Below are 20932 nucleotides of genomic sequence, written 5' to 3'. Positions count from 1 at the left end.
ATAAAAGAATATTACACAACTATGAAAAAAACAATTTTAGTAAGTCTTGTGGCAATGTCTCAATTAGCATTTTCACAAGTAAGCTTATCCAAAAATAAGCTTGTAAAAGACGGGCAGGTCTATAAGGCTTCTCAGTACAAAGAGGTGTTTCAAAATGAACAGGCTTTGATATATTATAAAAAGTACAGGGCCAACAGTACCGTATCTCAGATTTTCGGGGCAATAGGCGGTGGCTGTATGGGATATGGGCTGATAAAAGTGTTAGACGGCGGCGAAAAGCTGGTGAGTGTAGATCAGTATGGCGTAGCCCGTACAGAAAAAACCAAAAACGAAGGCTGGAGCATGGTAGGGATTGGAGCCGGTTTGGTTGCCATAGCCATACCTTTTGCTATTTCTTCAAAGAAGAACCTGAACAAAGCCATTGCTACAGAAAATGGTAAAGGAACGGCTTTCCGGCCTTACTTTAAGCTGGAAAATGCAGGTGCAGGTGTGGCACTTAGCTATAATTTCTAGGCATCATTTTATAAAAACCGACTCCGCTACAATATATTAGCGGAGTCTTTATTTGTTGAAATTATTTTTTCAAAAGCTGCTCTATAATCTTATTCTGAGCTTCTACCAATTGGGACTAACCCAGTTCGCTCATCCTTTAAAATCTGCTTGATAACTGAATTTTAGTAAAGATCTTTTTTGTATATAAAGGAAATTCTGCTTTCTGAAGCCAGCCATAATATCCAAGATCTTTCTGGAAAACAGATTTCACCGTTTGTCCTTTATATTTTCCGAAAGCAAAAATTTCCTCTCCGTTTTCATTGAAATGAATCATTCCTGCAAGATCTGCAAATTTATTCTGTGACGAAAAACTGCTAAGATCTGCAATTTCGTTCGGAACATCATCATATTTTCCGACCTGTGCATCCAGTACTTCAAAAGTTGCCATGACATCGGCTTCAGCAGAATGAGCATTTTCAAGCGTTTTTCCACAGTAAAACTGATAGGCAGCTACTAAATTCCGGGGCTCTTTTTTAAAGAAGATGGTTTGTGCATCCACAAGTTTGAATTTGTTCAAATCAAAATCAAAATCTGCACGAAGCAACTCTTCAGCTAATAGGGGAACATCAAACCTGTTGGAGTTGAAACCGCCCAAATCCGCTCCTGTAATCATTTCCATTACTTTAGGAGCAATTTCTCTGAATGTAGGAGCATTTTTTACATCTTCATCATAAATTCCATGGATTTCGCTGCATTCTTTAGGAATAGGCATTTCCGGATTTACCCTCCAGGTTTTGCTTTCCCGGGAAGCATCAGGATTTACTTTTAAAATGCAGATTTCAACAATCCGGTCTTTTCCGATATTGGTTCCTGTGGTTTCTAAATCAAAAATGCAAAGCGGTTTATGTAATTTTAAGTTCATTTGTTATAATTTGAAAATTTGAGAATGTGTTAATTTGAAAATGGAATCACGATAAAATCAATCCTATTTCAATTGTTTTTGAAAGATAAGGGAAATTAAGATGTAATAAATAATGACTAAAGGAATTCCAACCGTTTTAAATATGGCCAAAATAGCAACTGCACCAATCAGCAAAGCTATTTTAGGGTAGTTATCCTGAAGTTTCATTGATTTGAATTTCATCGCAATCATTTTAATAGGTGAAATCAAAAGCCATGATGAAATTATGGTTAAAATAAGCATTAACGTGCTGTTATGTACTAAATGAACAAAGATTTCTTCATGCCTGAAAGCGTAATATAATCCAAAAATCAATATCGTATTGCTGGGGGTGTTCAGGCCTTTGAAATAGTATTTCTGCTCTTCATCAAGATTGAAAATAGCCAGTCTCAGACAGGAAAAAAGTGTAATTAAAAATCCAAAATATTTAATTTCAAAAGGAAGCTGCAATCCTGATATTTCATTACCGAACGGTTCCAGGATCTTAAACATGGTAAGCCCAGGAATCAGGCCGAAACTTACCATATCCGCCAAAGAGTCAAGCTGGGTTCCCAAATTGGAATTGGACTTTAAAGCTCTGGCTACAAAACCGTCGAAAAAATCCAAAATCAACGAAAAAATAATACAGACTGCGGTAGTCTGATAATCTTCGGATATAAGGTGTACTGCACCCACGCAGCCTGAAAATAAGTTTCCCAGCGTAATGGCATTGGCCAGATTATTCTTAATGAAATTCATAAACACAAAATTAAAACAATTAATTAATTTACCAATGTATCAGGATATGCAATGTAGCAATAATTATCACAGCCTTCCATTGTTGTTTCTTACTATTGTTACATTGTACATCGGTGTATTGATAAATTGATATGTTACCAGATTAATTTTTGATGTAAATTTGCGCATGAAATTTTTTAAGGAGTTTAGAAAACAGGAGATTCTGCTGCTTTTATACAGGATCTTTTTAGCCTATTTTTTCTATCAGATCGCAAGATTTTTGTTTTGGTACTTCAACAGGGATTTAATAAAGATTGATTCGCTGCAGGATTATTTCAGTCTTTCCTTCCACGGAATTGCATTTGATACCACGGCAATTTTATATGTCAATGCGCTTTTTATTCTTTTAAGTATTATTCCTGTTATCGTCAACACCAAAAAAAATTACCAGAAGTTTCTTTTCTGGCTGTACTTTATTACCAATGGAATCGCTTATGCCATGAATTTTGGAGATATAGTGTACTTTAGATTTTCGCAGATGAGGCTTACATCGGCTGCGCTTCAGGTGGCACAACATGAAAACAATATTTTTAAGGTTTTTACATCCTCAATCGCTCAGAATCCATTTGTGATTATTTGGTTTGTTCTTTTGATGGCACTGTGGATTTTTCTCTATAAAAAAATAAAAGTTCAGGAAAATAAGCCTGATCGATTGGTTCCTTATTTCGTGTGGTCCACAATAACGCTTTGCTTAATTGCTGTTCTCGCTGTCGGCGGAATACGAGGGGATTTCAAACACAGTACAAGACCGATCAACCTGGTAGATGCCAATCGTTTTGCCAAGCTGCCTTCCCAGGGAAATATGGTGCTGAACAGTACGTTTTCGTTCTTCAGAACTTTGAATACGAACAATTTTAAAGAAGTTCATTTCGTTGACGAAAAATTTATAGAAGAAAATATTCATCCTTACAAATTATATGAAAGGAAAGTTGAAGATAAACCTAATATCGTTATTTTTATCGTAGAATCTTTTGGGAGAGAATATTCGGGCGCCTTCAATAGGGATAAGAATATTAAAGATTATGTTTCCTATACCCCGTTTATCGACAGTCTTGCTGATCAAAGTCTTATTTTTCCGAATACTTTTGCCAACGGAAGACAGTCTATTCATGGAATGAGTTCCGTACTGGCCGGAATTCCGAGCCTTACGGATGCGTTTACCAGTTCGCCATATTCCAACCAGAAAATACAGTCTATTGTTTCGGTTTGTAATGAAATGGGGTATGATACGTCTTTTTATCACGGTGCTCCGAACGGTTCAATGGGTTTTTTAGGTTTTGGAAATATTCTGGGCTTTAAACATTATTTTGGAAAAACGGAATACAATAACGACAATGATTTTGATGGAATGTGGGCCATCTGGGATGAACCGTTTTTACAATATTTTGCTAAAAATACGGGGAAAAAACAGCCCTTTATGGCTACGGTTTTTACGGCATCTTCTCATCATCCCTTCAAGATTCCCGAAAAATATAATGGAAAATTCAAAAAAGGAAAAAATCCGATGCATGAACCTATTCAGTATACGGATTATGCCATAAAAAAATACTTTGAAACGGCTAAAAATCAGCCCTGGTTTAAAAATACCATTTTTGTTTTCACGGGAGACCATACCAATGAAGTGTTTTATCCCGAATACGAAAAGATCATGAACCGTTTTGCCGTTCCCCTGATTTTCTATTCTCCCAATCCTGAATACCATCTCAAAGGCGTAAACCCTGAATTTGCTCAGCAGATTGATATCTATCCTACATTAGCAGATCTCATCGGATACAATAAAAAAATCAGAAGTTGGGGAAGAAGTCTGGTAAATGAAAATCAGGAAACTCCGATTATTGCCAATTCGGACGGTGCCGTGGAGCAATTTATTATCGGCAATTATATATACCGATTTGATGGTAAGGAGATCGTGGGTGTTTTTGAAAAAACAGATCTTGGACTTGAGAAAAATCTTATGGATCATTTGAAAAATAAACCTGAAGTCCAAAAAGGAATGCTTATTGCCAAAGCATGGTATCAGGATTATATGGACAGAGTGATTAACAGAAAGTTATATTAATTTATAAAAATACTTTAACTATTTGATTTAAAATGAATCTATAATAATATATGTTCAGGATAACAAAAATTTTTGTTATGTGAAAATTAATTTCTATTTTTAGCGATATAGATAACAAAATAATGTATTTGAAATTAAAACTATAAGAATATGAGAAAATTATTATTAACCTTCATTCTTTCTTTTGTCGGCGTTTTATCGTTTGCTCAGATTGAAGGAAAATGGAAAACAATAGATGACGAGACAAAACAGGCAAAATCTATTGTGGAAATCTATAAAAAAGGAGACCAGTACTACGGAAAAGTGTCCCAGCTTTTGATAAAGCCTGCCAATCCGAACTGTGTAGATTGTAAAGATGACAGAAAAAACAAGCCTATTCTTGGGATGGAAATTATCAGAGGGTTGAAAAAAGAAGGTGATGAATTCACCGGAGGAACTATTACCGATCCCAAAACGGGGAAAACTTACAAGTGTACCATCAAAAGAGAGGGAGATAAGCTTAACGTAAGAGGGTATCTTGGTTTTTCTCTTATCGGAAGAACACAGACCTGGTATAAGGTTAATTAATTTTTAGCATTAATAAAAAAATAATACACGGCATTTCAGAAATGAAATGCCGTTTTTGTTATGTAATAATAAAAAAACACTATTTTTGTACTCTAAATTTTTCAAATAAATATGGCAGAATATACTTTTCGTGAGGTAATTGCACAGGCAATGAGCGAGGAAATGCGTAAAGACGAATCCATCTTTTTAATGGGGGAGGAAGTAGCAGAATACAACGGTGCATATAAAGCTTCAAAAGGAATGCTTGATGAATTTGGTCCAAAGAGAGTAATCGATACACCTATCGCAGAGCTTGGTTTTACAGGGATTGCTGTAGGAGCTGCGATGAATGGTAACAGACCAATTGTAGAGTATATGACATTCAATTTCTCATTGGTTGGTATTGATCAGATTATCAATAATGCGGCAAAAATCCGTCAAATGAGTGGCGGACAGTGGAATTGTCCTATCGTTTTCCGTGGTCCTACTGCTTCTGCAGGTCAATTGGGTGCTACTCACTCTCAGGCTTTCGAAAACTGGTTTGCCAATATTCCGGGGCTAAAAGTAGTGGTTCCATCAAACCCATATGATGCAAAAGGATTATTGAAAACAGCAATTCAGGATAATGATCCTGTAATTTTCATGGAGTCTGAACAGATGTACGGAGATAAAATGGAAATTCCTGAGGAAGAATATTATTTACCAATCGGAAAGGCTGACATTAAAAAAGAAGGGAGCGATGTAACTTTGGTATCTTTCGGGAAAATCATGAAGCTTGCGATTCAGGCAGCTGAAGATTTGGCTAAAGAAGGAATTTCCGTGGAAGTAATTGACCTTAGAACGGTTCGTCCTCTGGATTATGATACTGTTTTAGCTTCAGTTAAGAAAACAAACAGATTGGTTGTGCTGGAAGAAGCGTGGCCGTTTGGTTCCGTAGCTTCAGAAATCACTTATATGGTACAGCAGAAAGCATTTGATTATCTTGATGCGCCTATCAAGAGAATTACAACTCCTGACGCGCCGGCTCCTTACTCTGCTGCTTTATTCGCAGAATGGTTTCCGAAACTTGAAAAAGTGAAAGAAGAAATCAAAAAAGCGATGTACGTAAAATAATTAACATAATTATAGAGAAAAACTTCCGAAAGGAAGTTTTTTCATTTATTATATTCATGAAGAAAAATTCTTGGGGTTGTAAATTTGATTTAAATTTGCGCTTTTAAATAAATTAGCTAATATGGCAGAAGTTGTAGAAAGCGGTCATCACTTTGACATTAAAAAGCTTTCTTTCATTGGAGTTTTGGTTTCTCTGGGTATTGTTTTCGGAGATATTGGTACTTCGCCGCTTTACGTAATGAAAGCAATCGTAAACGCAAGAGAAAGCGGAAGCACGATGCCTTTCAACGAATATATTGAAGGTGCGCTTTCCTGTATTATATGGACTCTTACGCTTCAGACCACTATCAAATATGTTATTATTGCTCTTCGGGCGGATAATAAAGGAGAAGGCGGAATTCTTGCCTTATTTTCACTGGTAAAAAATCTTAAAAAAGGCTGGCTTTATCTTATTGCTATTGTAGGAGCGGCTGCACTTATTGCTGATGGGGTCATTACTCCTTCTCTTACTGTAATGTCGGCTATTGAAGGTCTTGAGATCTACAATCCGCACACGCCAGTAGTTCCTATTACTATTGGGATTTTGATCATCATTTTCTTTGTTCAACAATTTGGAACCAGCTTTATCGGGAAATTTTTCGGACCTGTTATGGTGATATGGTTTCTAGTTTTAGGGGGGCTTGGTGTATCTCATTTAAGCGAAAATATGGAAATCCTAAGGTCATTCAATCCGTATTACGCATATAAACTGATTGTTAATTCTCCGAGTGCTATTATTATTTTAGGAGCCGTTTTCCTTTGTACAACAGGAGCTGAGGCACTGTATTCCGACTTGGGACATTGTGGGGCAAAAAATATCAGGGTAAGCTGGGGTTTTGTGAAAATCATGCTGGTTTTAAATTATCTTGGCCAGGGAGCCTGGCTTTTAACAAACTATACCAAACCTGGTTTTTCAGTGGTTAATCCTTTCTTCGGAATTATGGAAGAGTGGATGGTGATTCCGGGAGTTATTTTGGCAACAGCTGCTGCAATTATTGCAAGTCAGGCCCTAATTACAGGTTCATTTACCATTTTCTCAGAAGCAATGTCTCTGAACTTATGGCCGAATCAGAAAATCGATTATCCTTCAGGAGTAAAAGGACAAATGTACATTCCGAGAATCAACTGGGGGCTTTTGCTATTCTGTATTGTTGTAGTACTGCACTTTAAAGAATCCGGAAAAATGGAAGCAGCCTATGGTTTATCCATCACTGTAACCATGTTGATGACAACCGTTCTGCTGGTTTTCTGGCTGTTGAAAAAAAGAGTCAACAAATTATTTATACTGGTTTTCGCACTGGTATATATGGCAATAGAACTGGGCTTCTTCAGCGCCAACGTGATTAAGTTCATGGAAGGAGGCTGGATTACAGTAGTATTGGCAGGATCAATAGGAATTTGCATGTATGCATGGTACAACGGGAGATCTATTAAAACTAAATTTATCAAATTTATCAAGCTGGAAACATATATTCCAATCATCAAAGACATGAAGCTTGATGAAACAATTCCTAAATATGCCACCAATCTTGCTTATCTGAGCCGTGCTAAAAAAAATGACGAAATAGAATCAAAAATTATCTATTCTATTATTAAAAAACAACCCAAGAGGGCAGATCATTACTTTATTCTGGCTATTACCAATCAGGAAGATCCTTATACTTTCAAATATACCGTGGATGAAGTTCTGCCGGGAACAATTTATAAGATCAATTTCATGTTAGGCTTTAAGATCGACAGGAGAATCAATGATTATTTTGATATGGTTCTGAGAGACATGATGGCAGACGGAACAATTCCTTCAAGAAGCAGCCACCCTTCACTAAGAGCCCATAATATTCCGCCGGATCTTAAATATGTGATCATAGATAATACCTATATCAACGATATCCTTCTTACGGTAAAAGAGAAAATTATCCTTAATATTTATAATTTTGTTAAATATATCGGAAGTGATGATTTTAAAGCATGGGGAATCACTTCACATAATGTAGTGGTGGAATCTGCACCGATGACAGAAGACTGCGTAAGTAAATCAAGGATAGAACAATGCGGTTTCATCCGTCACAATAGTTAAATTCTTTAACATTCCGGTACAATATGTATTTAAATAAAAATCAATAAATTTGTATATAATTTTTTTGATGGATACAATACAAAAAGAAAAAAATATTGCACTGATTAAAGATGTTTTAAGAAACTACTTACTTGAAAAAGGTTTCAGAAACACTCCTGAACGATATACAATATTAGAAGAAATATACAGTATGGATCATCACTTTAATGTTGATGATCTGTACCTTTTGATGCTGCAGAAAAAATATCACGTTTCCAAAGCGACTATTTACAACACCATTGAGATCTTTCTCGATGCGGGCCTGATCCGTAAACATCAGTTCGGAGAGAAAACATTAACTTCTTCTTCCTACGAAAAATCTTATTTCGATAAGCAGCATGATCACCTTGTGATCTATAAAAAAGATTCTGATAAGGAAATTGAGGAAATTATAGAATTTTGCGATCCGAGAATCCAGGGAATTAAAGAAGCTATTGAAGAAGCATTCGGGGTGAAGATTGATTCTCATTCACTGTATTTTTATGGTACAAAGAATGACTAACCGATCATTAAGACTGCTCACAGGTCTTTTTATTTGTATTTACTCTTTTATTTTTGCTCAGGACAACAATCAGAAACCTTTGCAGAAGGATCCTTATTTTACTCCTAAAACGGTTCCGCAGAAAAATGCACCTCCTCCGGAAAAAGTGAAGCATATACATTCCGATGAATTGCGGAAGGACCCTGATAAATATGACGGAAATAACTATTTTACCGGAAATGTGCAGTTTGAGCATCAGGGATCATTGCTGAATGCTGATCTCGTGATTGTGTATGAAGGGCAGAATTTTGTAAAAGCAGTAGGAAATGTAAAACTTCAGAATGCGGATGGTTCCGTAATTACTGCAGATGAAATGGAATATGACGGTAATACCCAACGCGGAATTGCAAGGAAAAACGTAGTGCTTACAGATCCTAAAGGAACGGTGATCAAAACAGAAACCATGTATTACGACAGGGTTTCGAATCAGGCATATTACAACACGGGAGGAACAATCAATGATGGTAAAAGTACAACCTATTCCAAAACCGCAACCTATTTTCTGGCTACGAGAACCATTGACCTTTCCGGAAGAGTAAAAATCGAAGATGCGCAATACGTTCTGGAAGGTGACAATGTGGTTCAGAATCAGAATACCAACATTGTAAACATCAACGGTCCCACAACGATTATTAATAAAAAAAATCCGAAAAACCGTATCGTTACTGATAAAGGAAATTACAATACGAATACGAAAGAAGCTTTTCTATACAGGAATTCGAAAGTGTATTATAATGATAAAATCCTCACCGGAGATGAGATGTATTATAACCAACTCACAGGATTTGGTAAGGCAACAGGAAATGTAACAATTGATGATCCTAACGAAAGAAGATGGATAAAGGGCGGATATGGAGAGATCTTTGAAAAGAAAGATTCTGCCATGATGACGAAAAATCCTTATGCCGTGAAAGCACTGGAAAAAGATTCCATGTATTTTGCTGCAGAAAAGATCATATCGTTCCAAAGACCGGATTCTGCTAATATTAATGTTAAAAAAAGCTTTCTCCGGGCATTCAGGAAAGGAAGGTTTTACAAATCCAACGCGCAGGGAAGAGCCGATTCTATTGCTTTCAATGAAACAGACGGTGTTTTGCATATGTACACAAAACCTATTTTATGGAGCAACGGAAAACAGGTAACCGGAGATAAAATTGAGGCCTATTTTAATACTGAAAAAGAAAATATTGATTCTCTGAAAGTAATCGGAAATGCTTTTGCCATAAGCAAAGTAGATTCACTGAATATGAAAGATGAATTCAACCAGGTAAAAGGAAAGCTGATGACGGTTTACTATGGAGAAGATAACAATATCAAAGAAGCCAAGGTAATCGGAAATGCGCAGGCAATTACATATTCTGATGATGTAAATGCGCAAACGAAACAGAAAGAGAGAATCGGAATATCACTCAGTACATGCGGAATTATTGATGCTATCTTTGAAGAAAAAGCATTGTACGTGGTAGAATGTAATATCGGTGCCAATTCAGATACTTATCCGATGAGTATGATTGAACCTGCAAAGCGTAAATTTCCGGATTTCAACTGGAATACCAAAGACAGGATATTAAAATGGCAGGATATTCTGGTAGATACTCCTAATTATCCTGAAATAAAATATGAATCAGATACCACCCTTTATGATTCTGCACAGAAAGTTATCGATGATGAAAAGGCTAAAGAGGAAGCCAAAAAACCAAAAAGGGTTCGCAGATAAATTCAAGTACAAAATTGATTATAGATACTCACCATTTTATTTCCAAATGGTGAGTTATTTTTTATAAACCTTTTGATATTGTATGTTTACCGCTTTTTTTATGAAAAATTCAAATAGTTCAAATTATATTTTTTTCACTAATTTGTGAATATTAAATTCTCATATTAATTGAGGTTTAATAGCGTAATCATTTCATCAATTGTGGAATTGAATTGTTATATGAGAAAAAAAATGCAATTTTTTTGAAAAATTTGTATTTGGAATAATTTTTTTGCATATATTTAAACCATAAATATTGTTAATCTATATTAATATTTTGTGATTTGGTGGTTTCGCTTACAGCTTCTGGCTGTAAGCGTTTTTATTTTACCACATTAATTTCGGCGTTTAATGAATGTTTTTTAGCTTTGCTGAAATTTTTCAATACAATGGAAATGCAAAAAGATTTTTTTATCTATCAGGCACAAACCACAAAATTTGCAGCAGGATTTGAAGTGGAAAAAGCAGAAGGAAGCTATATTTATGGAACCGATGGAAAAAAGTACCTGGACTTTGTAGCCGGAGTTTCTGCAAATACACTGGGACATTCCCATCCTAAAATAGTAAATGCCATTAAAGAACAGGCCGAAAAATATCTTCATGTGATGGTTTATGGTGAATATGCACAGGAAAAGCCGGTCGCTTTATGTAAACTCCTCGCAGAATCAACTCCGGATCCGCTGGAAATTACTTACCTCGTCAACAGTGGTGCGGAAGCAATAGACGGGAGCCTTAAACTGGCTAAAAGATATACAGGAAGAGAAGAAATTATTTCATTTAAAAATTCGTATCACGGCAACACCCATGGAGCGCTAAGTGTTTCCGGAAACGAAACGCACAAAAGAGAATTTCGTCCGCTGTTACCTATGGTGAGTTTTATTGAATTCAATAATGAAAATGATTTTGATAAAATCACGGAAAAAACAGCCTGCGTTATCATGGAAACGATTCAGGGAGCAGCAGGATTTTTAGTTCCTGATCCGGATTATTTAGTAAGATTAAAGAAAAGATGTGAAGAAGTAGGGGCTTTATTAATTCTTGATGAAATTCAGCCGGGATTTGGGAGAACCGGAAAGCTCTTCTCATTTGAGCATTTCGGGATTGTCCCGGACATCCTGGTTATGGGAAAAGGAATGGGCGGTGGAGTGCCGGTAGGAGCTTTTATGAGTTCAAAAAAAATCATGGAAACACTGGCGCATTCTCCAAAGCTTGGTCATATTACCACTTTTGGGGGGAATCCGCTTATTGCAGCGTCGAGCTATGCAACTCTGAAAGAAGTTCTGGAAAGCAGACTGATGAATGAAATTGATGAAAAGGAAAAATTATATAGAAAACTTCTCGTTCACCCGAAAATTAAAAATATTAACGGAAAAGGCTTAATGCTGGCGGTAAATCTCGGATCTCCAGAATATACCCTAAATGTTGCCAAAAGATGTATGGAAAAAGGTCTTATTGTTTTCTGGCAGCTGTACAGAAACGAATATCTCAGAATATCACCACCACTTACGATTTCAAAGGAAGAAATCATAGAAGGCTGTAATATTATTATGGATGTTCTGAATGAAAATTAAAAAGAAGAAGGCATCGAATTTTTTCAATGTTTTTTTGCTTTATCAGATTAAAAAATATATTCCGGACAGAGAAAATGTCGGTCAAAAAAGCTTTTGAAAAATCTTATCCTGCGCCCGTATTTATTACAAAAATAAGATCATTGAATTATTTAAAATTTCTGACAAATATCATGAAGATTATGTAAAAAAGTAAATACATTTTTGTGTAATAAAAAAATTAATTTATATATTGCGGGACGATTAAAACAAAGATTATATGGCGAAACATAAAGTCCATTACGAATTTCCAATGCATTGTTTATCAGAGATTTTATACGAATATCTGGCGACTGCAGAGGGGTTGTCTGAATGGTTTGCGGATGAGGTGACAGAGAAAGGGGACGACTTCTATTTTAGCTGGGGAGGCGGCCCTGCCGAAAAGGCGACTTTAATACGATATAAGCCTGAAGGTTTCGTACGTTTCAGATGGGAAGAGGATGAAGGGACGAAGCATTTCTTTGAAATGACAATCACAATCGACGATATTACTGAAGATCTGGCGCTGAATATTACAGACTTCTGTGAAGAAGGAGACGAAGAAGAAAATGCAATGTATTGGGAAAACCTTATCGAAAACCTTAGAATAAAATTAGGTGCCGCTTAAACGTAAGCTGTATTGCAGATAAAACTGATGAACGATTTATCGTTCATTATTTTTTTATAATAAATCATAATAAATTGGAAAATCAATATTTTATATCAGGAGAATTGGATGTTAAGAACAGAGCATTTCTATCGGGAGATACAGTGAAGGTTTCATTCTTTGTAAGAGATGCAAAATTAATCATGGATGAAGAATGTTATTTCTTTCTGATGGCCTCCATGAGAAAAATGAGAATGAATATTCCGCTATCTTATACCCTGGAATTTTTCCAGTCTGTTTTCAATAAAGAGGTCATTGAAAGAGGAGTGAAAAACGGGATCATCAATTTTCAGGTATTCCGGAATATGGATGGAATTACCTTATCAAAATCTTCCGTGTCTTATTATTATGAAATCGTGGAAATGAACGATGTATTGTCTGTTCACGAAAGGTCGCTGGAACTGGATCTGATCAAGGAAATTAATGTCAATAATAACCTTTTGAGCAATATCCGTGTTCATAGTCCCGAAAATATTTATGGTGAAATCTATGCGCAGGAGAACGATCTTGATGACGTAATCTTCTTAAATCCGGCGAAAAGAATTGCAAGGGCTGGAACCGGCAACCTTCTATTTCTGGAAGGTGATGTCATTAAAGTTCCGAAACAGACTGAAGGAGCTTATATTTCGCCTTTAATGGAGAATTTTGTTACCTTTTTACATAAAAATAATCTTGCGGATATTCAGGAGCATGAAATTATTGCTTTTGAGTCTCAGAAAGCGGAAGAGATTTTATTGATATCGGAAGAAAAAGGAATATTTTCAGTTGGTAAAATAAGAAATAAAACTTTTGGGAAAAACCGATTCTTAGAATTAGCAGAGGCCTGGAGAAAAAGTTTTTAAAAATTGACAAACCCGGTAAACAACAAAAGTTCCAAAAGTCCTTTACCGGGTTTTTATTCTGAATAATCAGAAATTGTATGGTAATAGATATTCATCGGGAATATCAAAGAATTTTTGTGTGAAAAATGGTGTAGAAAGTAATGATACAGCACGCCGTCTGATTGCTTTCATAACGGTTAAGTTTTGGTTAAACAAATAACGGAAATTATTTGAGAAAATTAGACTAAAAATATCTTAAATATTTGTTAAAGTTAATGTGCTTAAAGCTATAACCGGTTTTAATTCAGGGAGATGTCTTCCGGAGAGTTTGCCCAAAGCAGGTATTCACCGCCAAGATTCTGCATAATAGATTTCCAAAGCGTCTGGTCATTTGGTAAGGTGTAATCCAGATTATAAACATCTACAACAGTCCACATTTTACGCTGAATTTCTTCATCAAGCTGCATGGAAGTCCATCCCGAATATCCTGAAAATATTTTAACATCATTGATGCTTAATTCACTATTCAGAACAGCGCTGATAATATTTTCAATATCTTCCGTAAGGTAAAAATCCGGGGTAATTTCTATAAAATGTTCTGTTACTTTTTTGCCTTTAACGATAAAAAAAACCTTATCATTCTCTACAGGGCCGCCATCATAAACTTCAATCTTAAACTCGAACATATCTTTAAACTTGTCGCTCATCTGGCTGTTTTTCTTATTCAGAATTAAGCCGAATGCGCCCTGCTCATTATGTTCAATGACCAATACTACCGAACGGGAAAAAATATCACCGGAAATATCAGGTGTGGAAATTAATATTTTACCTTTGTAGGAGTAATTCATACTCAAATTTAATAAAAAATATTTATGGAAAACCTGCACGATAAAAGAAAAGTGTACGAGAGATCCCAACTTATTGAAAGTGAGATAAAACAAAATCCTATCGAGCAGTTTAGGGATTGGTTTATTGAAGCTTCCGAAAATCCGGCGATCTCGGAAGCTAATGCTATGGCCGTTTCTACAATGGAGGAAGATGGCTGTCCGCGTACAAGAATGGTTTTGCTTAAAGCATATACTTACGAAGGCTTTATTTTCTACACCAATTACCACAGCAGGAAAGGAAAAGCCATTGAAAAAACACATAAGGCATGTCTTCATTTTTTCTGGCCTACACTAGAAAGGCAGATCATAATTAAAGCCAATCTGGAGCGTATCGCTGAGAATCTGAGCGACGGCTACTTTCATTCACGTCCGAAAGGCAGTCAGCTGGGAGCGGTCGTTTCACCGCAGAGTCAGGAAATTCCGGATAGGGAGTTTCTGGAACGGAAGTTAGCGGATCTGGAAAAGCAATACGAAAATACTGAGGTTCCGCGGCCTGAAAATTGGGGTGGCTACCTTGCAAAACCTTATGAAATAGAATTCTGGCAGGGAAGACCAAATCGTTTGCACGACAGGATTATTTATGAATTAATTGATGGTCTGGATTGGAAGATTTCACGTTTGGCGCCTTAGTTAATTCTTGGAGTACCTCTTGGTGAATGATGACAGTGAAATCTACCGAAAGAGATGTCTGAGGCTTCCCTAAAGCCATATCTCAATAGAAAAACCTCATCGAATGATGAGGTTGATTTTTTTTAATTAATCTGAATGATTATTTTTTCTTAGCTCCAGAAACTGCATTTGATAAATCAGCTCCCGCCTTGAACTTAGCAACTTTTTTAGCAGCAATTTTGATTGGCTTTTTGGTAGCAGGGTTAATACCTTGTCTTGCAGCTCTCTCAGCAACTGAGAAAGTACCGAATCCTACTAAAGAAACTTTTCCGTCTTTCTTCTTTAAAGTAGTCATTACATTGTTGATGAATGATTCTAAAGCAGCTTTAGCTGCAACCTTAGTGATACCTGCATCTTTTGCGATTGCGTCGATTAATTCAGACTTGTTCATAATTTTTTTAATATTAAAGTTAGTTCGTTATAATAGCAAATATAATACTATTTTCTATATGTGCAATTTTTTTATAAAAAAATAAGTAATTTTTTCATTTTTAACTTAAATTAGTTAAAATATGATAATTTACGTTTCCACGTAAAATGTACGATACACGTCACTAAAATCATGCCAAATGCTTATGTACATTGACTTTATGAAAATTGTGGTATTGGTTTTTGTATTTATTAAATCCTAAATTTTGTGTAAAGTAATAAGACTTTTCATAATTATTTGCAGAATTTATAATTAAAAATAATAACTGTTACATTTTAAGGAATTAAATGTCTGTGCCACTGATGGTTTTAAAATCATTCTAAAAAGTCATTTTATTGATTTTTATTAATAAATTTGCACTATGTTAATAGAAGTTTTTAAGTCTAAGATTCACAGGGTGAGAGTTACGGCTTCTGACCTTAATTATATCGGCAGTATTACAATAGATGAAGACCTTATTGAAGCAGCGGGTCTTGTTGTTGGAGAAAGAGTATATATCGTAAATGTAAATAACGGTGAGCGTTTTGATACTTATGTGATCAAAGGAAAAAGAAAATCCGGAGAAGTTTGTCTTAACGGGCCGGCTGCCAGAAAAGTACAGAGGGACGATATCATTATCATTATCGCTTATGCACAGATGACTCCTGAAGAAGCAAGAGATTTTCAGCCAAAAATTGTTTTCCCGGACGAAAAAACAAATCTTTTGACGTAATCTATGGAGAAAAAAACAATGAACCCTTTAAAATCAATTCTTACAATAGTGATTTCGCTTGCTTTTGCAGGCTTTTTTTTATGGGTTGCCTTAAAAGGATTAGACTTTAAAGTTATACAGAAATCATTGTCTAAAGCCAATTACTGGTGGGTAGCATTTGCAGCATGCTTCGGAATTGCGGCATACTGGTTCAGGGCAATACGCTGGAACCTGATGCTGGAACCGATGGGGTATAATATTTCAAACTCCAATTCACTCTGGTCGATTTCTTTCGGATATTTGATGAATCTTACCATCCCGAGAAGTGGAGAAGTGGCCAGGGCAACAGCTTTGTACGGTGTTGAAAAAGTTCCTGTTGATCAGTCTTTTGGGACGATTATTCTGGAAAGAGTGGTAGATCTGGTTTGTATGATTATATTTCTGTGTTTAACAGCTATATTTAAATTCAATACGATTTTATCATTTTATCAATTTGTGATGGAGAAGAAGGACGAAAAAGAAAAATTTGTTCCTAATTTTTTTGAAAGGCAAATGATGAAACTTGGAGTAAATGATTTTGATTCTTTTTATTTCTATCTTAAATTAGGTTTAGTCGTATTGATTATAATTTGTTTGTTACTTTTTTATAAATTTAAAAAAGAAAAACTGATTAATTTTGGAAAAGGAATTCTTCAAGGTCTAACTTCCATATTCAAACTAAAGCAAAAAGGCAAATTCATTCTTTATACGATAGGAATCTGGGTTTCCTATTATTTTGCGGCCTACCTTGTGTGTTTTGCATTACCGGAAACTTCGGGTTTTACCTTTGATGACGGATTTCTGATTCTCGTAGTCGGAACTTTCGGGATGATTATCCCTGCAAGCGGTGGAATCGGAGCTTTTAACCTGGCGATGAAATATGGTTTCATGGCCTTATTTATCTCAATGGGGAAAAGCGGCGAAGTTGGTGGCGAAGTAGGATTAACCTATTCTTTCATTTCATTGCCGTTGCAGATTTTCATTATGCTCATAATGGGATTAATTTCTATTCCGATGCTGGCAAAAGCACGAAATACGGTTGTTGCGGAAAAAAAGTTCGCGGAATAAATTAGTTTAGCTGAATTTAAAATATCAATCCGGTCAGAATGATCGGATTTTTTATGTTTGAATAAAGGCAACTTATTTTTTATAAACTGCAATATACCTATTTTTTTGTCTTAAAATATTTTGGAAAATTCCTAAAACAGCCATAACTTCGATAACGAATACAATAAGACACATAAATTATTATGGCAATTAATTTACAGAAGGGACAAAGAATTGATTTAGGGTTCACGAAAATGACCATTGGTCTTGGATGGGATCCCAATGAAGGAATGGGATATGATTTTGACCTTGATGCTTCCGCAATTATGATTGATGCAGACCGAAAACTGGTAAGTGAAGAATATTTTGTTTTTTATAATAATCTAAACTCTCCCGACGGTGCTCTCACGCATACAGGAGACGATCCGAGTGGTAAAAACAGCGATGGTGATGATGACGAATCCATTATCATTGATCTCGAAAAAGTAGATGAGCGGGTTCAGGAAATTCTTTTTGTCGTAACCATAGAAGATTATGAAAGAAGAAAACAGAATTTCGGGCAGGTAAGAAATTCATACATTAGAATTATTGATAATCTTACCCATCAGGAAATTGCTAAATACGAGCTTGATGAAGACTTTTCTATAGAAACAGGAATAGAGTTCGGAAGATTGTACAAACGCAGCGGAAACTGGAAGTTCGAAGCTTCCGGAATCGGGTACAGAGCAGATTTAGGCTTTTTCCTCGAAAAATATTACAAAGGACAAATTATCAAATAAACTAAATAAGAGGCTTCCGGTAAGAAGTCTCTTTTTAAATTATAATAATAGAACCCTTATAAAAATTAGTACAGTCGTAAAGATCAGAAAAGTATTGATACATTTCTGGCTGCAGAGTTAGGCCGAATCTTTTTTCTGCGTAACCTTTTTCTGCCAGAGCATAGAGAACTTTGTGATCCTGCTTTAGAAAATCAAATAAATATTTTTCGTCACTATTTGCCATTCCGGTAAAAAAAATTCCGTAGATCAGAAAATGAGCGAAGCTTTCGGAATTCATGATGAAAGAAAATCTGTGATCTAAATAATTCTCATAATCCTCTAATATTTTAGAAAAATTTTCAATGCATAATGGGTTTGAAATATCATAGAAAACATCTATTCCATGAATGAAAAGCTGGGCTTTCATCTCTTCATGATCCGAATGATAGCGGGATTCAAACCAGTTGAATATGCATATAAATTCTTCCTTTGAAAGACTTTCTACATTATCTGCTGTTTTTCTTTTAATGATTTCAAGACTTGCTTCTTTATCGTCTTCCATGAACGGAAGCATGCTTTTTTCTTCACTGCAGAGTTTATTGTAAAGATTGATCTTGGCGCTGACAGGATTGGTCTTAATGAAATAGAGTTTGTCTTTCATAATGCTATGTAATCCCTTGTTTATTTGGTGTTTTGAGTACTAAAGGTAGTGAAAAAATGCCAATAATTTATGTCATCAAAATTTCTTTGTCAAAACTTTGTTTAATATAAATAAAAAACCATTAAGCTTATGGTGCTTAATGGTTTAAAATATTTTTATCCAAATGCTCTTTTTAGTAAACTTTCCACTTTCGGCTCACTTCCCCTGAAACTTTTGTACAGTTCCATCGGGTCTTTCGTTCCGCCGGAAGAAAGAAGAACTTTATATTTTGCGGCAATTTCAGGATTGAAAATTCCGTTTTCTTTAAAGTACTGGAAAGCATCGGCATCCAGAACTTCGGCCCATTTGTAAGAATAATATCCTGCGGAATATCCGCCCTGGAAAATATGCGAGAAACTCGGGCTCATCGCTGTTTCGGGGTTTGCGGGGTATAATTGTGTAGCTTTCGTGTAAGCATCTTCAAATTCTTTCACACTCTTACTCTCCAGTTCTCCAACCTTTGTATGGTAATTCATATCAAGCAATCCGAAACCGATTTGTCTTAAGGTTTGATACCCTTCCATAAAGTTTTTTGATTGTGCTATTCTTTCAATTTTTTCATCCGGCAGCACTTCCCCGGTTTGATAATGTTTGGCGAAAGTTTTCAAAAACTCCGGTTCATAGCAGAAGTTTTCCAGGAACTGCGAAGGTAATTCCACAAAATCCCACTTTACAGAAGTTCCCGAAAGAGTAGGATATTGAGTATCGGCAAGCATTCCGTGAAGCGCGTGTCCAAATTCATGGAACAAAGTGGTTACTTCCTGGAATGTCAGCAGGCTCGGTGTGTCCTTCGTCGGTTTGCTGAAGTTGCAGACAATGGAAATATGCGGACGGGAATTTTCACCGTTTCTTTGATACTGGTTTTTATAGCTCGTCATCCATGCGCCGGCTCTTTTGCCTTTTCTTGGGAAATAGTCTACATAAAGCAGGGCTTTAAATGCTTTTGGCTTCTGGCTTTTGGCTTCTGGCATATTGTCATTCTGAGTAGAGTGCAGGACTTCTTTTACTTCATACACTTTCACATCTTCATGGTATTTCGGGATATCATTTCTTTCTTCAAAATTCAATCCGAAAAGTTTTTCAGCCAATCCGAAAACGGCATCCTGAACCTGATTTAACGGGAAGTATGGCTTTAATTCCTCATCGTTCAGATCAAATTTTGCTTTACGAAGCTTTTCTGCATAATAAGCATGGTCGTAAGTCTGTATTTCTTCGATTCCATCAGTCTTGGCCAACGATTTCAATTCTTCAATTTCTTTGTCAGCATACGGTTTTGCTTTGGTTAAAAGCTCATTCAGGAAATCGATGACTTTTGCAGGAGATTTTGCCATTCTTTCTTCCAAAACATAATCTGCGTAGTTTTTATAGCCTAATAATTCTGCTTTCTGTTGTTTTAAATTCAGTAATTCTTTAATTAAGTTCTGATTGTCAAATTCACCGCCGTCGAAAGATTTTTTACCATTCGCCAAGGCAATTTCTTTTCTCAGTTCACGGTTTTCAGCATAGGTCATAAACGGAATATAGCTAGGATACTGCAGTGTCACCACCCATCCTTCAAGGTTTCTTTCTTTAGCTTCTTCGGCATATTGTTCCAGAATGGCGTCCGGAATTCCGGCAAGATCTTCTTTATGGGTAATATGTTTGAAATAACTGTTGGTTGAAGCCAGCACATTCTGCCCGAACTGAAGCGATTTTACAGACAGTTCCATGCTGATTTTCTTCAATTTTTCCTTGTCTTCTTCATTCAGTAAAGCGCCGCTTCTAACAAAACCTTTATAAGTTTCATTTAAAAGCATTTTTTGCTCTTCATTCAGGTTGTATTTTTCTTTTTCGTCGTATACTTTTTTTATCTTGTTGAAAAGGGCTTCATTTTGAGAGATTTTTGAAGAATACTCCGTTAAGATCGGGGAAACTTCCTGGGCGATCTGCTGTAGTTCGTCGCTTGTTTCTGCAGAGTTCAGATTGAAAAAAATATTCGAAGCTACATCCAGCTGCTCTCCGGAATATGCCAATGCTTCAATAACATTTTCAAAAGTAGGGTCTTCGGGATTGTTAACGATAGCATCAATTTCTTCTTCCGATTTTTTTATCAATTCTTTAAATGCGGGAAGGTAATCTTCATTGTTGATTTTGTTGAATGGTGCTGAATGATATGGTGTATTAAATTTTTCCGTTAAAATATTCATATTCTAATTTTTTAATTCTTGTAAAAGTAATAATTCTGCCGAACCGACACC

The 20932-nt window shown here is 35.8% G+C and carries 20 protein-coding genes; 14 read left to right on the top strand and 6 right to left on the bottom strand.

Annotated features, from left to right (window positions below; genetic code table 11):
• The first annotated feature begins 21 nt into the window (after window positions 1-21).
• A complete protein-coding gene (locus ODE14_RS10625) occupies window positions 22-513 on the top strand; it encodes a hypothetical protein (protein WP_263601433.1) in 492 nt (163 codons plus the stop codon).
• 136 nt (window positions 514-649) lie between these two features.
• Here the strand turns inward: ODE14_RS10625 and ODE14_RS10620 are convergent, their stop codons facing one another.
• A complete protein-coding gene (locus ODE14_RS10620) occupies window positions 650-1414 on the bottom strand; it encodes a 3'-5' exonuclease (RefSeq protein ID WP_263601432.1) in 765 nt (254 codons plus the stop codon).
• 63 nt (window positions 1415-1477) lie between these two features.
• Entirely contained in the window at window positions 1478-2191 is a 714-nt protein-coding gene (locus tag ODE14_RS10615) for a CDP-alcohol phosphatidyltransferase family protein (RefSeq protein WP_263601431.1), read from the bottom strand.
• Between the two features lie 166 nt (window positions 2192-2357).
• On the opposite strand from ODE14_RS10615, the gene ODE14_RS10610 reads away from it, so the two are divergent.
• The 9 genes from ODE14_RS10610 to ODE14_RS10570 all read left to right on the top strand — a co-directional run bounded on the left by ODE14_RS10610 (window position 2358) and on the right by ODE14_RS10570 (window position 13495).
• The gene (locus tag ODE14_RS10610; protein ID WP_263601430.1) at window positions 2358-4289 is read left to right on the top strand and encodes an LTA synthase family protein; all 1932 of its coding nucleotides are present in this window, start codon (window positions 2358-2360) and stop codon (window positions 4287-4289) included.
• A 150-nt stretch (window positions 4290-4439) separates the two neighbouring features.
• Window positions 4440-4856 (top strand): DUF2147 domain-containing protein, encoded by a 417-nt coding sequence (locus ODE14_RS10605; protein WP_072885114.1) that lies wholly within the window; start codon window positions 4440-4442, stop codon window positions 4854-4856.
• 111 nt (window positions 4857-4967) lie between these two features.
• Window positions 4968-5948 (top strand): pyruvate dehydrogenase complex E1 component subunit beta, encoded by a 981-nt coding sequence (locus ODE14_RS10600; RefSeq protein ID WP_248391236.1) that lies wholly within the window; start codon window positions 4968-4970, stop codon window positions 5946-5948.
• A 121-nt stretch (window positions 5949-6069) separates the two neighbouring features.
• Window positions 6070-8064 carry a KUP/HAK/KT family potassium transporter gene (locus ODE14_RS10595; RefSeq protein WP_248391238.1) on the top strand — a complete coding sequence of 665 codons (1995 nt, stop codon included), beginning with the start codon at window positions 6070-6072 and terminating at the stop codon, window positions 8062-8064.
• Between the two features lie 67 nt (window positions 8065-8131).
• Window positions 8132-8605, top strand: a complete 474-nt coding sequence (locus ODE14_RS10590) for a Fur family transcriptional regulator (protein ID WP_029294631.1) — start codon at window positions 8132-8134, stop codon at window positions 8603-8605.
• A complete protein-coding gene (locus ODE14_RS10585; RefSeq protein ID WP_248391240.1) occupies window positions 8598-10361 on the top strand; it encodes an OstA-like protein in 1764 nt (587 codons plus the stop codon). Before ODE14_RS10590 ends, ODE14_RS10585 begins: the two co-directional genes overlap by 8 nt.
• Before the next feature lie 434 nt (window positions 10362-10795).
• Entirely contained in the window at window positions 10796-11971 is a 1176-nt protein-coding gene (locus tag ODE14_RS10580) for an aspartate aminotransferase family protein (protein ID WP_263601429.1), read from the top strand.
• Between the two features lie 256 nt (window positions 11972-12227).
• Window positions 12228-12614: an START-like domain-containing protein gene (locus tag ODE14_RS10575; RefSeq protein WP_066433531.1), complete on the top strand. Its 387-nt coding sequence runs from the start codon at window positions 12228-12230 to the stop codon at window positions 12612-12614.
• Window positions 12615-12688: 74 nt separating this feature from the next.
• On the top strand, window positions 12689-13495 hold the full coding sequence (locus tag ODE14_RS10570) for an aminotransferase class IV (RefSeq protein ID WP_263601428.1): 807 nt from the start codon (window positions 12689-12691) through the stop codon (window positions 13493-13495).
• A 278-nt stretch (window positions 13496-13773) separates the two neighbouring features.
• Here the strand turns inward: ODE14_RS10570 and ODE14_RS10565 are convergent, their stop codons facing one another.
• Window positions 13774-14322 (bottom strand): YqgE/AlgH family protein, encoded by a 549-nt coding sequence (locus tag ODE14_RS10565; protein WP_248391246.1) that lies wholly within the window; start codon window positions 14320-14322, stop codon window positions 13774-13776.
• Window positions 14323-14346: 24 nt separating this feature from the next.
• On the opposite strand from ODE14_RS10565, the gene pdxH reads away from it, so the two are divergent.
• The gene (gene pdxH, locus ODE14_RS10560) at window positions 14347-14991 is read left to right on the top strand and encodes a pyridoxamine 5'-phosphate oxidase (protein ID WP_263601427.1); all 645 of its coding nucleotides are present in this window, start codon (window positions 14347-14349) and stop codon (window positions 14989-14991) included.
• 139 nt (window positions 14992-15130) lie between these two features.
• Here the strand turns inward: pdxH and ODE14_RS10555 are convergent, their stop codons facing one another.
• Window positions 15131-15421, bottom strand: coding sequence for an HU family DNA-binding protein (locus tag ODE14_RS10555; RefSeq protein ID WP_029294646.1), 291 nt, complete (start codon window positions 15419-15421; stop codon window positions 15131-15133).
• Window positions 15422-15821: 400 nt separating this feature from the next.
• On the opposite strand from ODE14_RS10555, the gene panD reads away from it, so the two are divergent.
• The 3 genes from panD (at window position 15822) to ODE14_RS10540 (ending at window position 18016) form a co-directional block, all read left to right on the top strand.
• A complete protein-coding gene (gene panD, locus ODE14_RS10550; protein WP_066433540.1) occupies window positions 15822-16172 on the top strand; it encodes an aspartate 1-decarboxylase in 351 nt (116 codons plus the stop codon).
• Window positions 16173-16175: 3 nt separating this feature from the next.
• A complete protein-coding gene (locus ODE14_RS10545) occupies window positions 16176-17258 on the top strand; it encodes a lysylphosphatidylglycerol synthase transmembrane domain-containing protein (protein ID WP_263601426.1) in 1083 nt (360 codons plus the stop codon).
• A 182-nt stretch (window positions 17259-17440) separates the two neighbouring features.
• Window positions 17441-18016: a TerD family protein gene (locus tag ODE14_RS10540; protein ID WP_248391252.1), complete on the top strand. Its 576-nt coding sequence runs from the start codon at window positions 17441-17443 to the stop codon at window positions 18014-18016.
• Window positions 18017-18050: 34 nt separating this feature from the next.
• Here ODE14_RS10540 and ODE14_RS10535 read toward each other — a convergent pair whose 3' ends face one another.
• On the bottom strand, window positions 18051-18656 hold the full coding sequence (locus tag ODE14_RS10535) for a hypothetical protein (protein WP_263601425.1): 606 nt from the start codon (window positions 18654-18656) through the stop codon (window positions 18051-18053).
• A 155-nt stretch (window positions 18657-18811) separates the two neighbouring features.
• On the bottom strand, window positions 18812-20881 hold the full coding sequence (locus tag ODE14_RS10530; RefSeq protein WP_263601424.1) for a M3 family metallopeptidase: 2070 nt from the start codon (window positions 20879-20881) through the stop codon (window positions 18812-18814).
• Window positions 20882-20932: the final 51 nt, after the last annotated feature.

Origin of the sequence: Chryseobacterium sp. PET-29 (genome assembly GCF_025736815.1) — a bacterium.
In the GTDB taxonomy this organism is placed as follows: domain Bacteria; phylum Bacteroidota; class Bacteroidia; order Flavobacteriales; family Weeksellaceae; genus Chryseobacterium; species Chryseobacterium nepalense.
This window is presented reverse-complemented; position numbering and strand designations above follow the sequence as displayed.